The sequence below is a fragment of the Acinetobacter sp. IRS14 genome (assembly GCF_034650275.1).
GTDB classification, from domain to species: Bacteria; Pseudomonadota; Gammaproteobacteria; order Pseudomonadales; family Moraxellaceae; genus Acinetobacter; species Acinetobacter oleivorans.
The window spans coordinates 42,354-59,496 of record NZ_JAOVFN010000014.1 but is presented as its reverse complement, the minus strand read 5'-3'; the positions used below and the strand labels follow the sequence as shown (position 1 = coordinate 59,496).

Here is a 17,143-nt window from a genome sequence, read left to right as displayed (position 1 = left end):
ACATGGCTTTAATCTCTCATTTTTTTAAGTCAATTTCTTCGCTGTGATTCGGCTTATTTTTCAATATTTAGAATTTTATGTGTCTGTGCTGACACATAAAAATATTTAGGTGCCAGCATGGAAATCAAGGTTAATTATCTCGACAATCTTCGACAGGAAGCTAAGTTCGATGACTTTACGGTAATTGCCGATCAACCAATTCGCTACAAGGGTGACGGTTCGGCACCGGGCCCATTTGACTATTTTTTAGCATCGTCAGCATTGTGCGCGGCGTACTTTGTAAAAGTGTATTGTGCCGCTCGAGATATCCCAACTGATAATATTCGTTTATCACAAAATAATATTGTTGATCCTGAAAACCGTTACAAGCAAACCTTTAAAATTCAGATTGAATTACCAGCCGATATTTCAGAGAAAGATCGCCAAGGAATTTTACGTTCGATTGATCGTTGTACTGTTAAAAAAGTGATTCAAACGGGTCCTGAATTTATTATTGAAGAAGTTGAAAGCATCGATGCAGATGCACAAGCATTGTTATTACCAAGCCTAACTTCAGAAAGCCATACCTATATTCAAGGTAAAGACCTGCCATTAGAAGAAACTATTGCCAATATGTCTGCTATTTTGGCAAATTTGGGCATGAAGATTGAAATCGCATCTTGGCGTAATATCGTGCCAAATGTATGGTCGTTACACATTCGTGATGCACAGTCTCCAATGTGTTTCACCAATGGTAAAGGTGCAACTAAAGAAAGTGCTTTAGCGTCTGCATTAGGCGAGTTTATTGAGCGTTTAAATTGTAACTTCTTCTATAACGACCAGTTCTGGGGTGAAGAAATTGCCAATGCTGAATTTGTGCATTATCCAGATGAAAAATGGTTTAAACCGGGTCCAAATGGTGAATTACCTAAAGAAATCCTAGATGAATACTGTCTTGAGATTTACAACCCAGATGATGAGTTACTTGGTACACATTTATATGACACCAACTCAGGCAACGTAGAGCGCGGCATTTGCTCGTTACCTTTTGTACGCCAGTCTGACGATGAAGTTGTATATTTCCCATCAAACTTAATTGAGAACTTGTACTTAAGTAATGGTATGAGTGCAGGCAACACTTTGGCAGAAGCCCAAGTTCAATGCTTGTCAGAAATTTTTGAACGTGCTGTAAAACGTGAAATTTTAGAAGGTGAAATTGCACTTCCAGATGTTCCTGAAGACGTATTAGCAAAATACCCAAGTATTGTTGCTGGTATTAAAGGCTTAGAAGAGCAAGGTTTCCCTGTATTAGTTAAAGATGCATCGTTAGGCGGTCAGTTCCCTGTAATGTGTGTGACTTTAATGAACCCGCGCACGGGTGGTGTGTTTGCATCTTTCGGTGCGCATCCAAGTTTTGAAGTTGCGTTAGAACGTAGTCTGACTGAATTACTTCAAGGCCGTAGTTTTGAAGGCTTAAATGATTTACCTCAACCGACTTTCCAAAGTAATGCGGTCACTGAGCCGAACAACTTTGTTGAGCACTTTATTGACTCAAGCGGTTTGGTATCTTGGCGCTTCTTTAGCTCTAAATCTGACTATGACTTTGTTGAATGGGATTTCTCTGGCGAAGGTGAAGAGTCGAATGCAGAAGAAGCTGCAACATTGTTCGGTATTCTCGAAGAGATGGGCAAAGAAGTGTATATGGCAGTCTATGAGCATTTAGGTGCGACCGCTTGCCGTATTTTAGTACCGGATTACTCAGAAATTTATCTTGTTGAAGATTTGATTTGGGATAATACCAATAAAGCACTTTCATTCCGTGAAGATATTCTAAATCTGCATCGTTTGGATGATGAACAGCTTGAGGCGTTGGTTGAGCGCTTAGAGGAATGTGAATTAGACGATTACACAGAAATCACCACGCTGATTGGCATCGAGTTTGATGACAATACAGTTTGGGGACAGCTCACCATTTTAGAACTGAAATTGCTGATTTATGTTGCTTTACAACAGTTTGAAGAGGCAAAAGAGCTTGTTGAAACTTACTTGCAATATAACACCAACACCGTTGAGCGTGGCTTGTTCTATCAGTGCATGAACGTGGTGCTTGAAGTGATGTTAGATGAAGAACTAGAGCTTGAAGACTACCTGACTAATTTCCGCCGTATGTTTGGTGACACACGAATGGACGCGGTATTAGGTTCTGTCGATGGTAGTGTTCGTTTCTATGGTTTAACACCAACAAGCATGAAACTAGAAGGACTTGATCGTCATTTACGTCTGATTGAGAGCTATAAAAAATTGCATGCAGCTCGTGCTAAAGCCGTGGCGATGTAATTTAAAAAGCGAAATAAAAAAAGCCTATTTTTTAATAGGCTTTTTTTATAAAACAACTTGCTATTTTAAGCAGAAGCTTTGGTGATCTCTATGGTTTCTGCCTCTACTCTATGATCTTGCTGTTCATCCAAAGAGTGTTTAGCTGGAATATAAGACATTGCACGTTCTGCTAGAGCTGTAATGGTAAGACTTGGGTTAACGCCCAAATTGGCACCTAACATTGAACCATCCACAACGTATAAGTTTTTATAGTTAAAGACACGGTTTTGTCCATCTACCACGCCACGCTCTGGACTTGAAGAAATCGCACAACCACCCATACAGTGGGCTGTAAAAGGTACGTTAAACAAAATTTCGGTAATAGTCGTCATTGGGTGACCATTAAACATTTTGGCAACTTTTTCGGTAAAAGCATTGGCCTGCGGAATATACACAGGTAGCTTTTTACCTTCGCTCGATAACACCTTACCAAAAGGCCAGAACCAATTACGTTTCAAGCGCATGTTAATTGAGGCATCAGCTGTTTGCATCACCAAGAAAATTAAAGTCTGACGCGCAAAACTGACAGGATTACTCATGCGAAGGAAAATAAATGGATGGCAGATTAAAGCCCATAACCAAAAAAAGATACGCGTCCAACCCGGTTTGCCTTTAGCCATGTAAGTACACATAAGCCCCATAGCATCTGAACCAGTTTGGTAACGAGTCGCTTCAATGTGAGTGTCATGGTCAAGGTAAATACTTGAACCAATGGCAACACCTTTACTCATGTCGACATCTTTACCAAAAAAGCGAACGCCTAAAATCGACTCGGCATTAGTACGAACCCGATTGCCCAAATCATCAGAAATATTTGGCAGAGAACCAGACTGTTTTAAACGGAACAACATCTCTTGCGTACCTAAAGACGATGCCGAGAAAATCACATTTCGAACACGCCATGTACGACGTTGTTTGTTAAACCATGAGCTTGAACATTCAGTCGTAACTTCATAGCCATCACTGCCATCGGCTTTACCATTGAGTGGTTTAACGTCAACAACTTTGGTTTCTTCGTAAACCTTGGCGCCATTCTTTTCGGCAAAGTACAAATAGTTTTTATCTAAGGTATTTTTTGCGTTGTGTTTACAACCCGTCATACAGCCGCCACATGCCGTACAGGTTCCGCGGTCTGGACCTTCGCCGTTAAAATACGGGTCAGGGTAGGTCTTGCCGCCTTGTTCACCTTCGGGTGGAAAGAAAGTGGCAACACGAGTCGGTTTAAATGTATGACCAACACCGACTGCTTCACCCATTTTTTTTAGCATATGATCGGCAGGGCCGAAAATTTTATTATCAGTCACCCCAAGCATACGTTCTGCTTCAGCATAGTGCTGTGGCATTTCATTTTTCCAGTCCGCTGCATCTGCCCATGTGCCTTCATCCCAAATATGTTCAGGTGGAACAAGTAAGGTATTGGCATAGGTGATTGAGCCGCCGCCTACAGCATTACCGCAAATAATGGTGACATGGCGAAAAAAACGCATGTTGAAATAACCGAAAAGTTTCATGCCCGGTCGCCAAATCCAGCGGCGGGTATTCCAGTTATTTTTAGCAAAATCTTTAGCTTCCCAGCGTCGCCCCATTTCCATTACAGCAACAGAGTAGCCCTTTTCGGTTAGACGGCAGGCAGAAACACTACCACCAAAGCCTGAACCAATAATGAGGTAATCATAGTCATAATTGTTTGTTGTCATGCCGAGGACTCCTCTCTGGCGATATTTTTATATTGACTGTGTATGTTTATCAATGAATTGCCCAATGCGCTCAATCGAGTCATTAGATTCATGTAGTATACCCGCGTGGAACTGAAAAACATGCCCGACTCGGTCATAAACCTTCAAGTTCGTCGGACTACCGTATTTTTCAGTTTGTTTAGCGAGCCGTTTTGCATCGTCTAATAAGACTTCTTCGGTACCGACATGAATCAAAATAGGCGGTAATCCAGTTAAGTCGGCATAGAGTGGGGAACATGTTGGATCGGTTACCGATTTTTGTCCGCAATAGTTTTTTGCACACCAAGCTAACCAGTTTTCTGACAGCATTGCATCTTGAACTGCATGAGTTTTCATCGTGCTTCCAGAGAGGCTTAAGTCAATCCAAGGTGAAAGTAAAACTAATGCTGCTGGTAACGGTAACCCTGCATCCCGTATCGCAATTGCAGCACTTAAACTCAGTCCACCGCCCGCAGAATCGCCCGCAATCACGAGTTTTTTCGGGTCTTGTCCTTGAGGAAGTAAAGCTTTATAAACTGCAATGACATCTTCAATCGCAGCAGGGCTTGTGTGCTCTGGGGCTAGGCGATATTCAGGTAACCAGACTTGTGCTTGAGCTGCATGTCCGATTTGAGCAGCAAGCTTAGTGTGACTTTTTGAGCTACCCACCACATAGCCACCGCCATGTAAATACAAGATGCCGAGGCCTGATTGAGTCGTTTTGGGCTGAATATGGACTGTCGGTACTTGAGCAATTATTTGCTTTTTTGTTTTATAGCCACGTGGTCCAAGCACAATTACACTGGCTGCATCGCTACAAAAGCGTTGTAGCTTTAGTGGGGTTCTAGGGGATAAAGCTGGACGTAGCGTGGTACGAATAGTCCATGCAAGAAGCTGCTTCATAATAAGGACTCATACTAAGCATTTAATGTCAGTCAGCATCTCTTAAAATGAAGAGTATGCTGACCACTGTTTTTATTTTGCTGATTTGTTGAGTAGACGAGTTTGCAAGGCAGTCGCGGTTGCAAAAATCTTTTGGTAGCCTTGCGGAAGAATACGTTGAATCACATCAACGGCTTTCGCATCGGCTCCAATGAGTAAGCGGCGACGGTCTTTACGAACAGCTTCTAAAATTTGTTGAGCGGCATCGTCAGCAGGGGTGCGAAGTAATTTATCGAAAGCATCCTGACTTTTTAGAGGGTCCATTCCTAAAGACTGGACGCTATTATTCATGCGGGCAGCTTTGGCAATATTGGTACGAATACCACCCGGATGCACACAGGTCGCACTCACTCCAGCATTTTGTAGATCGAGTTCTTGGCGCAATGATTCAGTAAAGCCACGAACAGCAAATTTACTGGCGTTATAAGCACTTTGGGTTGGTTGAGCTGTTAAGCCAAACATACTGGAAATATTAATAATATGCCCATCACCACTTTGCTTTAAGTAAGGCAAAAATTCTTTGGTGCCATAAACTACGCCCCAAAAATTAATCCCAATGAGCCATTCAAGATCTTCGTAGCTCACGCCTTCAGCGGTGCTACCTATTGCGACACCAGCATTATTAAAAATCAGGTTAACTTGGCCATGTTCATCTACAACTACCTTTGCCCAAGTTGCAACTTCATCACGTTTAGCCACATCGACTTTTTTGGTGGTTACTTTGACTGAATAAGGCGTTAACAGCTCGACTGTTTTAGCTAATCCCGCTTCACTAATATCGGAAAGTGCCAGATGGCAACCTTGTTTTGCGAGTGCTATAGCAATTGCTTGTCCAATACCAGAGCCAGCACCTGTCACAGCTGCGACTTTATTTTTAAAAGACTTCATAAAATTCTCCGTTTATTTTTCTCATTTCCTATGGTGAAGCTTGTTTAAGAAATAGCCGAAACCTGAGCGTAGTTTTCAACATCGAAGCGACGAGTGCGTTGTCGATATTCAAGAGTAAAACCCGGCCAGTTATTGGTATTTTTACCATCCGCAGTCTGATACCAACTGGTACAACCTTGTGCCCAGATAGTTTTTTTCATTTTTTCTTGAATGCTTTGATTAAACTCATGTTGAACTTCTGCACGAACGTTGGTGAACAGAAGTTTGTTTTGTAGGGTTGTTTGAATGGCATCTAAAATATAATTCACCTGACTTTCAATCATATACACAATTGAGTTGTGCCCAAGATTGGTATTTGGACCATAGAGCATAAAGAAGTTTGGAAAGCCGCTCACAGTTAAACCGAGATAAGCTTCTGCACCATCTTTCCATGTGTCTTTTAAGGTACGACCATCAAGGCCTGTAATCTGCATTGGCGCCATAAATTCCGTTGCGGCAAAGCCCGTACCATAAATAATGGTATCGATTTCACGTAGATTTCCTTCCGTATCTAAAATGCCGTTTTCGGTAATTTCTTGAATTCCCGTATTAATCACATCGACATGAGGCTGAGTCAGCGTTTCATACCAATGGTTAGAGATTAAAATACGTTTACAACCAATTGGATAATCCGGCATTAAGCGATGGCGCAACTTTCCATCTTTAACAACTTTACGAATGTGGCGCTGGAATAAATATTCCACCAAAGGCATTTCATTGAGTGAGGTTGTAAAAGCCAGTAGGCGAATTTCATGGTGTCCATATTGCAAGGCGCGGTCCAGACTTTGCAAAATTGGCAGTTTGCGGAAAGCCTTTTTCTCTAAAGGTTGGTAAACCCGATCTGGTTTTGGAATAACATACGGCGCTGAGCGTTGATAAACGTCTAGGTGAGCCACTTGTTTTGCAATTTCAGGTACAAACTGAATTGCGCTTGCACCTGTACCGATCACTGCAACACGTTTACCGGTTAAATCATAGTCATGATCCCAACGAGCTGAGTGGAATGCCTTACCTTTAAAGTTTTCAATACCTTTAAGTTTTGGATAGGCAGGGCGATTGAGTTGGCCTACAGCACCCACTAAGAATTCAGCTTCAAACTGTTCACCAGTCGTACTTTGGATGTGCCATACACCTTGCAGAGCATCAAATTCGGCACTGGCTATTTCAGTATTAAATTGAACATGCGGACGAATATCATATTTATCGGCGCAGTGGCGTAAGTATTGATAAATCTCTTGAGATGTCCCGTAGCGATTTTTCCAACCTAGCTCTTGTTCAAAAGAAAAAGAATACAAATGAGAAGGCACGTCGCATGCAGCACCTGGATACGTGTTGTCACGCCAGACACCGCCGACATCGGCAGCTTTTTCAAATAGGGTAAATTGTTCAAAACCTGCTTGTTTGAGACGAATGGCAAGTCCTAGACCACCAAAGCCAGTGCCAATAATGGCAATGCGTACATTTTTATTTGAATTAGTCGACGAATTAAACATAGGCTGCTCTAAATCCTTAAAAACAGTGGGCGAAAGAATCGCAATTTCCTGTATGCAGAATAGACGTTTATTAACTTGATTTAGAGGATGGATGAGGACAAAATATTGTGATTCGAGGACATTTTGGAAAGTACAGTGACGTACGCTTGGGCATTTGAACGCAGCATACATAGTGTCCGACTCATGGCTGATTTTGCAGTAGAAGCAGGTGCTTCTTATCAGACCATTTTAAATGGAACGGGATTGAGTCAGCAGCAGTTGCTTGACCCGAATATGGTGGTGTCAGGGCAACAGGAATTACAGCTCATTCATAATCTGGTTGCACAGTTTCCAGACCGACCAGTGTTGGGCTTAGAAGTAGGTACACGCTATCATTTCACAACATTTGGGCCATTAGGCATGGCACTGATGAGTAGTGCCAGCATTCGTGAAGCACTAGATTTAGCTCTCACTTATTTTTCACTTACTTTTGCGTTTACCCGTTTTTTAGTTTCAGATACTGATGCAGGAACACGTGTCGATATTGAAGAGGAAGGAATTCCATCTTTAGTTAGGCAATTTATTATTGAACGCGATGCTGCCGCTCTTATAACGGTGCAACGTGACCTGGTACAAGATAACTTTTGCCAATATTTGGCTTTTTCTTTTGAACCTACAGATCATTTAGAGGCTTATGAAAAATTATTTGGGGTGATGCCTGAATTTGGTTCTAGCAAAAGTTTTGTTCTGCTTGATGCACATAAAATTAATCAAAAGCTGCAAATGGCAAATGAGCTGGTGCTACATACTGCAGAAGAACAATGTCGACAAATTTTAGATAAGCGTCAAACCCAAAAGAAATTTATTAATTTAGTACAACAGCAATTGATGACTGTGCGAGGTGAAATGCCTTCTATGGAAATCGTGGCTGAACGTTTGCATTTAAATGTTCGTACTTTACGCCGTCACTTGGCATCTGAAGGAATGACTTTTATTCAAATACGTGAAGAAGTCAGACAAGTTTTAGCTGAGCAATATTTGGCATTACCAAAAGCTTCGGTTGAGCAGATTGCCGAGTGGTTAGGTTATGCCGAGCCTGCCAGCTTTATTCATGCCTATAAAAGATGGCATGGGAAAACACCTCATGCCATGCGTTTAATACAAAAATAAAAGATGAAGGGGCTTTTGCTTTCCATTCATCTAAAGAGTGGTTTATTTAATAAAGCTCAGTTGTTTGCTGATTTTTTCTAAAATCGGGGCTTTCTTGGCTTGAAATTCAACTTTGTTTTGTTGAATCAGGTTATTGCCTTTCGTATCGATAGAAATAATGAGCGGACCAAATTCTCTCACACGATTTATCCAAAGAGTTTCTGGCATACCTAAATCCTGCCATTCAGCACCTTCAATCTCTTCAACTAAGGTTGCTGCGAGCACTGCGCATCCACCTGGGAAAATCGCATGAACCGCAATATTTTCCTGACATCCAGCAGCTGTTTCTGGTCCCATGCCACCTTTACCTACAATAAGCTTTACGCCAGTTTGTTTGATAAATTCCCGTTCGAATTTCTCCATCCGCATACTGGTTGTTGGGCCAATCGAAACCATTTCGAAGTCGTTTTCACCTTTTTTGCGCACAATAGGGCCAGCATGAAAAATCGCTCCGCCTTCAAGGTTAACTGGTAGTTCTCGACCTTGTTCGATCAGTCTGCGATGAGCAACGTCGCGACAAGTTACCAAACGGCCAGTCAAATAAACGACATCGCCAACTTTAAGGTCTAAAAGGTCTTCGTCTTTAATAGGAGTTGTCAGAATTTTTTTCATAGTACAACTCCTTCATGAGACAAGATTTCATACGACATATCTGGATTAATCTTAATTTTGCCACGGCGATGTGCCCAGCAACCTGTATTTACGGCAACCCCAATAGTTGATGGGTGGCGTGCAGAAGATTCAATATTGACTCCCATCACACTGTTATTACCTGTGAGTCCCTGAGGACCAATACCAATTTCATTAAGACCTTGTTCTAACAGTTGTTCCATTAAGGCTGCGCGTGGATTATCACTTGTTGAGTCAACCGGACGCATAATCGCGAGTTTAGAAAGACGAGCAGCGGTTTCAACCGAAGTTGATACGCCCACACCAACCAGTAACGGCGGACAGGCATTTACACCACGTTCGGTAATAACATCCATCACAAATTCAGCAACACCTTCATAGCCTTGACCTGGCATTAAAACTTTTGCTGCACCCGGTAGGGTACAACCGCCACCAGCCATATAGACATCAATGGTACAAGTGTCGAGTTCAGGTACAATACGCCAGTCTAACCATGGAATTTGAGTACCTGTATTGGTGCCCGTATTTTTTTCATCGAAGGTTTCAACAGCGTTGTGACGTAATGGACCTATGCGTGTTGCTTCAGCAGTTGCTTCGCTCAAAATATCTTGAAGTTCACCAAGCAAAGGGAAGTTAGCACCTGCTTCAACGAAATATTGAATGACACCCGTGTCTTGACAGCTTGGGCGGTTGAGCTTATCGGCTGCTTGCTGATTTTCCTCCATCGAATCATAAACTGATTTAGCCAATGGATTGGTTTCTAAAGTACGCAGTTCAATTAACTTGCTTTTCACATCTTTAGGTAGGCGTTTTCCAATATAAGCCGTAAATTTAGCCATGGTGTCCGTAAGGGACTGGACTGCAATATCTTTGTCCATGTTGTGCTCCTTGAAGAAACTTGTTCAGATCTAATTGATGTAAATAGGGTTATTGGGTGGCTTTGGCAGTGTTTACTTTCACTTTTTGGGAGAAGCTCAGCACTAGTGTCAGTAAGGTCGAGATAATGAGTAGGCCTGCAACAAAATAGAGCCCACCTGTGAAATCTCCAGTTTGATCTTTAATCCAGCCGATCATGGCAGGGCCTGCAAACCCGCCTAAATTTCCGATTGAGTTAATAGTGGCAATGCCTGCCGCTGCGGCTGATCCTGACAAGAACATGGTTGGCATGCTCCATAGTGGTGGTTTGGCACAGCTAATACCGACATTCACAATGGTAAGTGCTGCAATTAATCCAATGACATTGTGTGTTCCAGCCGCAATTGCGAGACCAACCGCTGCGGTTAAACACGCAAGAGCAACATGCCATGTACGTTCATTGGTGCGGTCAGAATGTCGAGACCATAAAACCATGGCAATGACAGAAACGATGGGTGGAATGGCATTTAAAAGCCCGACAGTCATAGACGTTACGCCAAGCTGTTTAATAATTTGTGGTGCCCAGATACCGAGGGTATAAAGCCCAGCCGACGTTCCGAAGTAAATCAATGCAAGGGCAAGTACTCGTGGGTTGGCAAGGCCGCGAAGAATACTGTGATGCTGATGAGTATTTTTTCCTACATCTTCTTCCTTCATGGTTTTTACAAGCCATTCGCGTTCATCTTGTTTTAACCAAGTGGCTTGTTCAGGGCGATCAGTCATATATTTAAAAACCACAACGCCTAAGATGAGTGCTGGTATTGCTTCAATAATGAACATCCATTGCCAGCCAGCGAGTTCCCAAATTCCATGCATTTCAAGTAATGCGGCAGAGATTGGTGAACCAACTGCTGTGGCAATTGGGGCGGCTGCCATAAATAAAGCAATCACCCCAGCGCGATGGCGTGCAGGAAACCAGTAAGTTAAGTACAAAATAATGCCCGGAAAGAAACCCGCTTCGGCAACACCGAGTAAAAATCGCATAACATAAAAGCTGGTTGAGCTTTCTACAAATGCCATTCCCGCTGCAATCAGACCCCAAGTCACCATGACTCGAGCAATCCAGATACGGGCACCGACTTTATGCAAAATAATGTTGGATGGGACTTCAAATAAGAAATAGCCCAAAAAGAAAATTCCAGCACCAAACCCGAGAACTGAGGCAGTAAAGCCTAGATCTTCTTTCATGGTGAGTGCTGCAAAGCCAATATTGACGCGGTCGATATAGGCTACAAGGTATAACAACATAATAAACGGTACGATTCTCCATGTGATCCGACGTAACGTTCGCTTTTCAATATCCATTTCCATGTCATGACTCCATATTCATGACTACCAATCCTGATTGGTAGTTTTCGCTTTCTTTACCGCTATTGATTCGGCTAGATGGCTTTTCCCGTTCATCCACAGCATTCCTTCTGCGGACATTGTTATGCTCTTAAACAAGAGATGGCTTATGTCGGGAAACATTGAAATGGATGTTAAACACTTTAAAAAACTGATGAATCGATATAAAGTTAAATCACTATTGCAAAAAACTTAATAATCATGAATGCAGATACGGAATTAGCTTTCTTTTGTTTATTGGTTAAACAAGGAAGTCTTGTCGCGACGGCACGAGAGTTAAACCTGACCCCACCTGCGGTTTCTAGACGTTTAACTCAACTTGAAGAGCGTTTAGGTGTAAGGCTTTTAAATAGAACAACACGGCGAATTAGTTTAACCAGTGAGGGTGAGGTCTACTTTGAAAATGCAGTTCGTATTTTAAAAGAGATTGATGAAATGGAGCGTTTGGTTTCAAGTAGTCGGGCAGCACCCAAAGGGGTATTGCGTGTGAATGCTCCTTTAGGCTTTGGCCGTTCTTATATTGCGCCAGCGATTTCTACATTTGCCAAAATCTATCCTGATGTCGATGTCCAACTGCATTTAACTGACCGCCCGATTAATCTGCCAGATGAAGCCATTGATGTGTCAATCCGCTTTGGCCAAATACCCGATTCACGTCTCATTGCCAAAAAATTGGCAGCCAACCACCGTTTATTATGTGCATCACCTAGCTATTTAAAAATGGCAGGGCAACCGCTCACTCCCCATGATTTAACGCAGCATCAGTGCATTGTGATTCGGCAAAATGATTCTGCTTATGGGAATTGGCGGTTAAGTCATGGCAAACAAGTTGAAACTGTTAAAGTTCATGGGCAACTGAGCACCAATGATGGGGCAGTCGCATTAAACTGGGCTTTAGAAGGCTATGGAATTTTGATGCGAGCAGAGTGGGACGTAGCAAAATATTTAAGAAGTGGCAGATTGGTTCAAGTGTTAGAGGATTATGAAACACCACCAGCAGATGTCTATGCGGTGTATTTAGAGAGACTGAATTTGTCACCTAAAGTCGCGCACTTTTTAGAGCATTTACGTCAATTTTTAAATCAGCATGTCGATGGGCCAGAGCCGCGTTCAAGCTGGTAATGATGGTATTAATCTTGATTATAAAAAAGCCAACTTAAAGTCTAAGTTGGCTTTCAACGTTATTTTCTATTTAAACGTAAATGCAATAAACGCGTTGCTGAGGTGTGGCGAATTTCATCGATTCGTGCATTAAAATATCGCTCAGTAATGGCTTCCCCTGAAAGATCTTCGACCACTTCAAATCCCATCTGCTCCACTGCATGATGTAAATCTATTGGTTTAAATTGACCTAGTAAAGGCTCTTTCAGCAAATGGGTAAATTGTGCAACGCCCATACTTCCAAGTCGTTCAATACCGTTTAATTCCTGAAAATCGGTCGAATAGTCGAGTACCACTTCACTACCGTTTGCAGCAAATTCGGCAATACTTTTTAAAGTTTCCAAGGTCGTTTGCGGATTTAAATAGTGCGTTGTGCCTAACCATGAAAAAAATGCAGGAGCAGATGAATCATAGACACTTCTGGTCAGAGCTTCCGAAATAGACTCTTTTTCAAAGTTAATCGCGACAAACTCAACGGTAGTAGGAATATTTCCTAACTTTTTTAGCTTGGCTTGTTTAGCAGCTTGAGTATCAGGATGATCGACTTCAAAAATTTTCAAAGTAGGGTAATGGTGTGATTCACGTAGTGCAAAAGAGTCTAGGCCAGCACCCACTAACACATATTGTTGAGTATTTTGTTGAACTGCCTGATTAAGTAAATCTTCGGCATAACGAGAGCGTCCGACCACTTGCCCAGTAAGTAAACCTAAAGTGCGGTTTAAAACCGAAGAATTCATGACTTTAACAATCAGTGGGTTAGAGAGCAGTTTTTTCCAGCCTTTACTGGTCAGCTCAAAAGCATAAGGATCTGAAAATACAGGGTTCTTCGTATTTTGAAAATGATTGGCCCGTAATGCAGCAGCGGCCTCGGCGGTACGACTTGATTGACCTTCTTTCATCTTTATCCTGTTTTTTTATTTCTTGAAGATATTCAACGAAGAAGGCAGTGTATTTCATGAAAGTCAAAAATACACTGCCTCTTTCTTACAACGGATTTGATCGAAACTACAAATTAGTGAGTTTTTGTCGTTTGATACGTCACTTCATAATCTTTCAAATCTACTTTTTTCAAACGCTGTTTAAGTTTTTTTAGTGACCAAGGCCATGCAGCAAAGTTACGACCGTTGGCATCAAGGTAGTAACTTTTACAACCGCCGCTATTAAATACAGTCGTTTGTAAGTGCTTTTGCACTAAATCGTTATGCTTTTTAATCACATCAGATTTAACATTTAATTTGCTAATTCCTTTGTTTTTAATTTTCAATAAGCCATCTACGATATAGTCGAGCTGCGCTTCTGCCAAACCAATGAAAGAGTCATAAACCAGTACGTTAGGCCCTAAAACTAAAAATGCATTTGGTACATTTTCGATGTTAGTTCCTAAGTAAGCCTCTGGTGAACTACTTTTCCATATATCTTGTAAACATTGACCTTTTTCATTGTGGACACGTTTACCAATGGGTGGGTGAGATACTTCAAAGCCTGTACCCCAAATAATCACATCAACTTCGTGGCGCTCACCATTGGCAGCAACCACTGTATTGCCTTCAACCTTCACTAAACCATGAGGGATTAGGGTCGTGTTTGGTGCTTGTAGTGCAGGGTAGTAGTTGTTAGCGAATAAAATACGTTTACAACCAATATCAAAGTTTGGCGTTACGTTTTTACGTAACACTGGGTCATTAATTTGCAATTTAAGTAATTGCTTACCCAATACATTGACTGGTTTTAGGGCAAGTGGATTACGTAAACCAAAGTTAATCGCATTCAGCGTTAACGCTACACTTTTACGCCAGCTCGCCTGAATAGACGGATATTTAGCAATCACTGATTTACTAAATTCGCCTAAGTCTGTATCTGGTTTCGGTAGTACCCAAGGTGCTGTACGCTGGAACACAAACAGCTCTTTCGCTATTGGTTGAATTTGTGGCACAAACTGAATAGCAGATGCACCAGTACCAATCACGGCAATGCGTTTACCAGTTAAATCATAATCATGATTCCATTTAGCTGAATGGAACATCTCGCCTTTAAATGTTTCTAAGCCTTCAAGACGTGGAATTTGAGCTTCGGTAATTGGACCTGTGGCAAAAATAACGGTTTTAGATAAATATTGACCAGTACTGGTATCAAGTACCCACACATGACGTGAGTCATCCCACGCTGCGTTGAGCAGTTCGCTATTAAACTCGATTTTAGACGTAACATTAAACTCGTTACTCACATCTTCCAGATAACTTAAGATTTCTGGTTGGCGCGCAAATAAATGGCTCCATTTTGCACTTGGTGCGAATGAATATGAGTAAAGAGCAGAAGGTACATCACAACCACAACCCGGGTAGGTATTTTCACGCCATGTTCCACCCACACGGCCAGCTTTTTCAATAATCTTATAATTGGTATAACCAACTTGATCTAGGCGAATAGCAGCGGCGATCCCTGAAATACCAGCACCCACAATAAAAGTATCGAAAATATGGTTTGGTGATTTGACAGCTTTTTTTGCTGAAGCATTTGTTTTCATTTGAGCAGTCATATGTGTACTACCTATAAATTTCTTATTTAAATAATTTGTACGATGTGCCAAGGAACTTGTTATACAAGCTTGGAGATGCACGTTTCATGAGCCAGAATAACTTCGCATCAATTTGAGGAATGGTATACAACTCATCCTGATCAAGGCGATTAAGTGTTAATCTTGCAACATCATCACTTGTCGTTAAGGCATAGTTCATCAGCGCATGGTCTGCTAGCTTTGAATAACGTCCTGGAATTCGACCATTTTTAATGATGTTGGTTGGAACCAGCGTTGGGCAGAGTACATTCACTTTAATATTAAACTTATGCAGTTCAGCTGAAAGCGTTTCTGAAAGCGCACGCACACCTGCTTTAGTCACGTTATAAGCGGTCATTTCTGGTGCAGCAGTGTAAGATGCCGCAGATGCCACATTAATAATCGCACCGTAACCTAGCTTTTTAAACTTGGGAACAAATGCATGGCAACCGTGAATAACACCCCAAAGGTTAATATTCATAACCCAGTTCCAGTCTTCTAGGCTTAGCTCGTCAAACTTGCCACCCAAACCTACACCAGCATTATTAATGACAAGAGTTGCAGGGTGTCCAAGTAAGATTTCAGCAGTTTCAGCTAGATGATTAACCTGTTCAGCATTACCCACATCACAGCGCATAGCAAAAGCTTTGGCGCCTTCTTGTTCAAGAAGTTTTACTGTTTCTTCAGCAGCTTCGAGATTAATATCTGCACACACTACGCTGCCACCACGTTTTGCAAGTTCAAGTGCAAAACTTCGACCAATCCCACTGCCTGCACCCGTCACTACGGCATAAGCTTTTTGGCTTGGTTTAACTTTCTTTTTGCCAAATAAAATCATGATTCATCCATAAATAGCTTGAAGAGATACCAGCTATCTTTTCGATAGCTGGAAATACAGGACGATTAAGACATGCGTACTGGTGGGGTAAATTCTTTAACAAAGTAAGGTGCAATCGCACCGCCTTCGTTCAGTAATTTCTGTTTGTAATACTCAAGATATTCAGTCGTATCATGATCATTTGGATGAAAGTCTGGACGTAAGTAGTCAAGAATTTGACCAATCGTACTACCAAAAACACCATCTTTTGGACCAAAAATTAAGCCTACACCACGACGAGCATCTTTCCAGAATTTTAAGGTCAACATCTCTTGCGGCTTTCTTAACACTGGGACAAATAATGTCGTCGCAGGGATTAAGCCTAAAATCGTAAATAGCGCAAGGAAGAAACCAGAGGCGCGCAGTGGATAGCTGCCATTTAAGATTTGATAAACATCGTAGGCAATGTCTTTATGTTCAGATTCTTCAAGCATATGCCACATCCACAACGCACGACTTTTTGCATCATCTGAATAATAGAAATTCTTTTCATGCTTCATCATGTATTCAGCAAGTACCGCAGTAAAATGCTCAATACCTGCCATCATTGACAATTTTAGTGGTTGTGGAAATTTCAAAAATACATATTTAAAGAAGTTCGAACCAAGGAAGCGATATAGCGCAACAGGATATTCAGCATCTTGAAGGGCATCGTTATATTCATTGTGCAATTTAGAATGAATTGCTTCTTGTCCAATCAGTGAGGTAACACGTTGCTTTAAAACTGGGTCTTTAATAAATTCGCGGTGATGGCGAGCGGTTTCAATAACCAGATCTTCACCATAGGTTAAAAACACCGAAAGTGTGGCAAAAAACAAAGTAGCAAATTGATTGTCCATATAGAATCTGACATCAATTTCCTTTCCATCAAAACCAATATTTAAATGTCGGATTGGAATTGAGCTTTTGCTAGAAAAATCCGGTAACTCAATTTCACGCTGAAATTTAAGTTTGTTAAATGATTTTTTAACTGCGGTCGAGATCATGGCGACACCCTGAGGCAAAGTAGTGGTGCATTTTGATGAAAATCAATAAACTC

At 41.6% G+C, this 17,143-nt stretch carries 14 protein-coding genes; 3 read left to right on the top strand and 11 right to left on the bottom strand.

Annotated features, from left to right (window positions below; all coding sequences use genetic code 11):
- Nucleotides 1–117 precede the first annotated feature (117 nt).
- Nucleotides 118–2,316 carry an OsmC domain/YcaO domain-containing protein gene (locus ODQ17_RS12960; RefSeq protein ID WP_107973620.1) on the top strand — a complete coding sequence of 733 codons (2,199 nt, stop codon included), beginning with the start codon at nucleotides 118–120 and terminating at the stop codon, nucleotides 2,314–2,316.
- Nucleotides 2,317–2,381: 65 nt separating this feature from the next.
- Here ODQ17_RS12960 and ODQ17_RS12955 read toward each other — a convergent pair whose 3' ends face one another.
- From ODQ17_RS12955 to ODQ17_RS12940, 4 genes are all read right to left on the bottom strand, one after another.
- Nucleotides 2,382–4,052, bottom strand: a complete 1,671-nt coding sequence (locus tag ODQ17_RS12955) for a GMC family oxidoreductase (protein ID WP_322904148.1) — start codon at nucleotides 4,050–4,052, stop codon at nucleotides 2,382–2,384.
- 27 nt (nucleotides 4,053–4,079) lie between these two features.
- The gene (locus tag ODQ17_RS12950) at nucleotides 4,080–4,973 is read right to left on the bottom strand and encodes an alpha/beta hydrolase (RefSeq protein WP_322904146.1); all 894 of its coding nucleotides are present in this window, start codon (nucleotides 4,971–4,973) and stop codon (nucleotides 4,080–4,082) included.
- Nucleotides 4,974–5,045: 72 nt separating this feature from the next.
- Entirely contained in the window at nucleotides 5,046–5,900 is an 855-nt protein-coding gene (locus ODQ17_RS12945; protein WP_322904144.1) for an SDR family NAD(P)-dependent oxidoreductase, read from the bottom strand.
- A gap of 44 nt (nucleotides 5,901–5,944) precedes the next feature.
- Complete coding sequence (locus tag ODQ17_RS12940; RefSeq protein ID WP_322904142.1) at nucleotides 5,945–7,432, bottom strand: flavin-containing monooxygenase; 1,488 nt, start codon at nucleotides 7,430–7,432, stop codon at nucleotides 5,945–5,947.
- 135 nt (nucleotides 7,433–7,567) lie between these two features.
- Here ODQ17_RS12940 and ODQ17_RS12935 point away from each other — a divergent pair, with 135 nt between their 5' ends.
- On the top strand, nucleotides 7,568–8,581 hold the full coding sequence (locus ODQ17_RS12935) for an AraC family transcriptional regulator (RefSeq protein ID WP_322904140.1): 1,014 nt from the start codon (nucleotides 7,568–7,570) through the stop codon (nucleotides 8,579–8,581).
- A 42-nt stretch (nucleotides 8,582–8,623) separates the two neighbouring features.
- Here the strand turns inward: ODQ17_RS12935 and ttdB are convergent, their stop codons facing one another.
- The 3 genes from ttdB to ODQ17_RS12920 are packed head-to-tail and all read right to left on the bottom strand — an operon-like array spanning nucleotide 8,624 to nucleotide 11,476.
- On the bottom strand, nucleotides 8,624–9,232 hold the full coding sequence (gene ttdB, locus ODQ17_RS12930) for a L(+)-tartrate dehydratase subunit beta (RefSeq protein ID WP_000722967.1): 609 nt from the start codon (nucleotides 9,230–9,232) through the stop codon (nucleotides 8,624–8,626).
- Complete coding sequence (ttdA, locus tag ODQ17_RS12925; RefSeq protein ID WP_002163154.1) at nucleotides 9,229–10,128, bottom strand: L(+)-tartrate dehydratase subunit alpha; 900 nt, start codon at nucleotides 10,126–10,128, stop codon at nucleotides 9,229–9,231. The genes ttdB and ttdA overlap by 4 nt, the downstream gene beginning before the upstream one ends.
- Before the next feature lie 49 nt (nucleotides 10,129–10,177).
- A complete protein-coding gene (locus ODQ17_RS12920; RefSeq protein ID WP_322904137.1) occupies nucleotides 10,178–11,476 on the bottom strand; it encodes an MFS transporter in 1,299 nt (432 codons plus the stop codon).
- 237 nt (nucleotides 11,477–11,713) lie between these two features.
- Between ODQ17_RS12920 and ODQ17_RS12915 the strand changes: the two genes are divergently transcribed.
- Entirely contained in the window at nucleotides 11,714–12,634 is a 921-nt protein-coding gene (locus ODQ17_RS12915) for a LysR family transcriptional regulator (RefSeq protein ID WP_322904135.1), read from the top strand.
- A gap of 59 nt (nucleotides 12,635–12,693) precedes the next feature.
- Here ODQ17_RS12915 and ODQ17_RS12910 read toward each other — a convergent pair whose 3' ends face one another.
- From ODQ17_RS12910 to ODQ17_RS12895, 4 genes are all read right to left on the bottom strand, one after another.
- Nucleotides 12,694–13,572, bottom strand: a complete 879-nt coding sequence (locus tag ODQ17_RS12910; RefSeq protein ID WP_322904133.1) for a class I SAM-dependent methyltransferase — start codon at nucleotides 13,570–13,572, stop codon at nucleotides 12,694–12,696.
- Between the two features lie 113 nt (nucleotides 13,573–13,685).
- A complete protein-coding gene (locus tag ODQ17_RS12905) occupies nucleotides 13,686–15,209 on the bottom strand; it encodes a flavin-containing monooxygenase (RefSeq protein ID WP_322904131.1) in 1,524 nt (507 codons plus the stop codon).
- Between the two features lie 22 nt (nucleotides 15,210–15,231).
- Entirely contained in the window at nucleotides 15,232–16,065 is an 834-nt protein-coding gene (locus tag ODQ17_RS12900) for an SDR family NAD(P)-dependent oxidoreductase (protein WP_322904129.1), read from the bottom strand.
- 65 nt (nucleotides 16,066–16,130) lie between these two features.
- Complete coding sequence (locus ODQ17_RS12895) at nucleotides 16,131–17,090, bottom strand: metal-dependent hydrolase (protein ID WP_005299295.1); 960 nt, start codon at nucleotides 17,088–17,090, stop codon at nucleotides 16,131–16,133.
- Nucleotides 17,091–17,143: the final 53 nt, after the last annotated feature.

Bases quoted from the DNA above. Each gene is read 5' to 3' on its own strand.
- ODQ17_RS12960 (WP_107973620.1), top strand. From the start codon at position 118: ATGGAAATCAAGGTTAATTATCTCGACAATCTTCGACAGGAAGCTAAG.
- ODQ17_RS12955 (WP_322904148.1), bottom strand. From the start codon at position 4,052: ATGACAACAAACAATTATGACTATGATTACCTCATTATTGGTTCAGGC.
- ODQ17_RS12950 (WP_322904146.1), bottom strand. From the start codon at position 4,973: ATGAAGCAGCTTCTTGCATGGACTATTCGTACCACGCTACGTCCAGCT.
- ODQ17_RS12945 (WP_322904144.1), bottom strand. From the start codon at position 5,900: ATGAAGTCTTTTAAAAATAAAGTCGCAGCTGTGACAGGTGCTGGCTCT.
- ODQ17_RS12940 (WP_322904142.1), bottom strand. From the start codon at position 7,432: ATGTTTAATTCGTCGACTAATTCAAATAAAAATGTACGCATTGCCATT.
- ttdB (WP_000722967.1), bottom strand. From the start codon at position 9,232: ATGAAAAAAATTCTGACAACTCCTATTAAAGACGAAGACCTTTTAGAC.
- ttdA (WP_002163154.1), bottom strand. From the start codon at position 10,128: ATGGACAAAGATATTGCAGTCCAGTCCCTTACGGACACCATGGCTAAA.
- ODQ17_RS12920 (WP_322904137.1), bottom strand. From the start codon at position 11,476: ATGGAAATGGATATTGAAAAGCGAACGTTACGTCGGATCACATGGAGA.
- ODQ17_RS12915 (WP_322904135.1), top strand. From the start codon at position 11,714: ATGAATGCAGATACGGAATTAGCTTTCTTTTGTTTATTGGTTAAACAA.
- ODQ17_RS12910 (WP_322904133.1), bottom strand. From the start codon at position 13,572: ATGAAAGAAGGTCAATCAAGTCGTACCGCCGAGGCCGCTGCTGCATTA.
- ODQ17_RS12905 (WP_322904131.1), bottom strand. From the start codon at position 15,209: ATGACTGCTCAAATGAAAACAAATGCTTCAGCAAAAAAAGCTGTCAAA.
- ODQ17_RS12900 (WP_322904129.1), bottom strand. From the start codon at position 16,065: ATGATTTTATTTGGCAAAAAGAAAGTTAAACCAAGCCAAAAAGCTTAT.
- ODQ17_RS12895 (WP_005299295.1), bottom strand. From the start codon at position 17,090: ATGATCTCGACCGCAGTTAAAAAATCATTTAACAAACTTAAATTTCAG.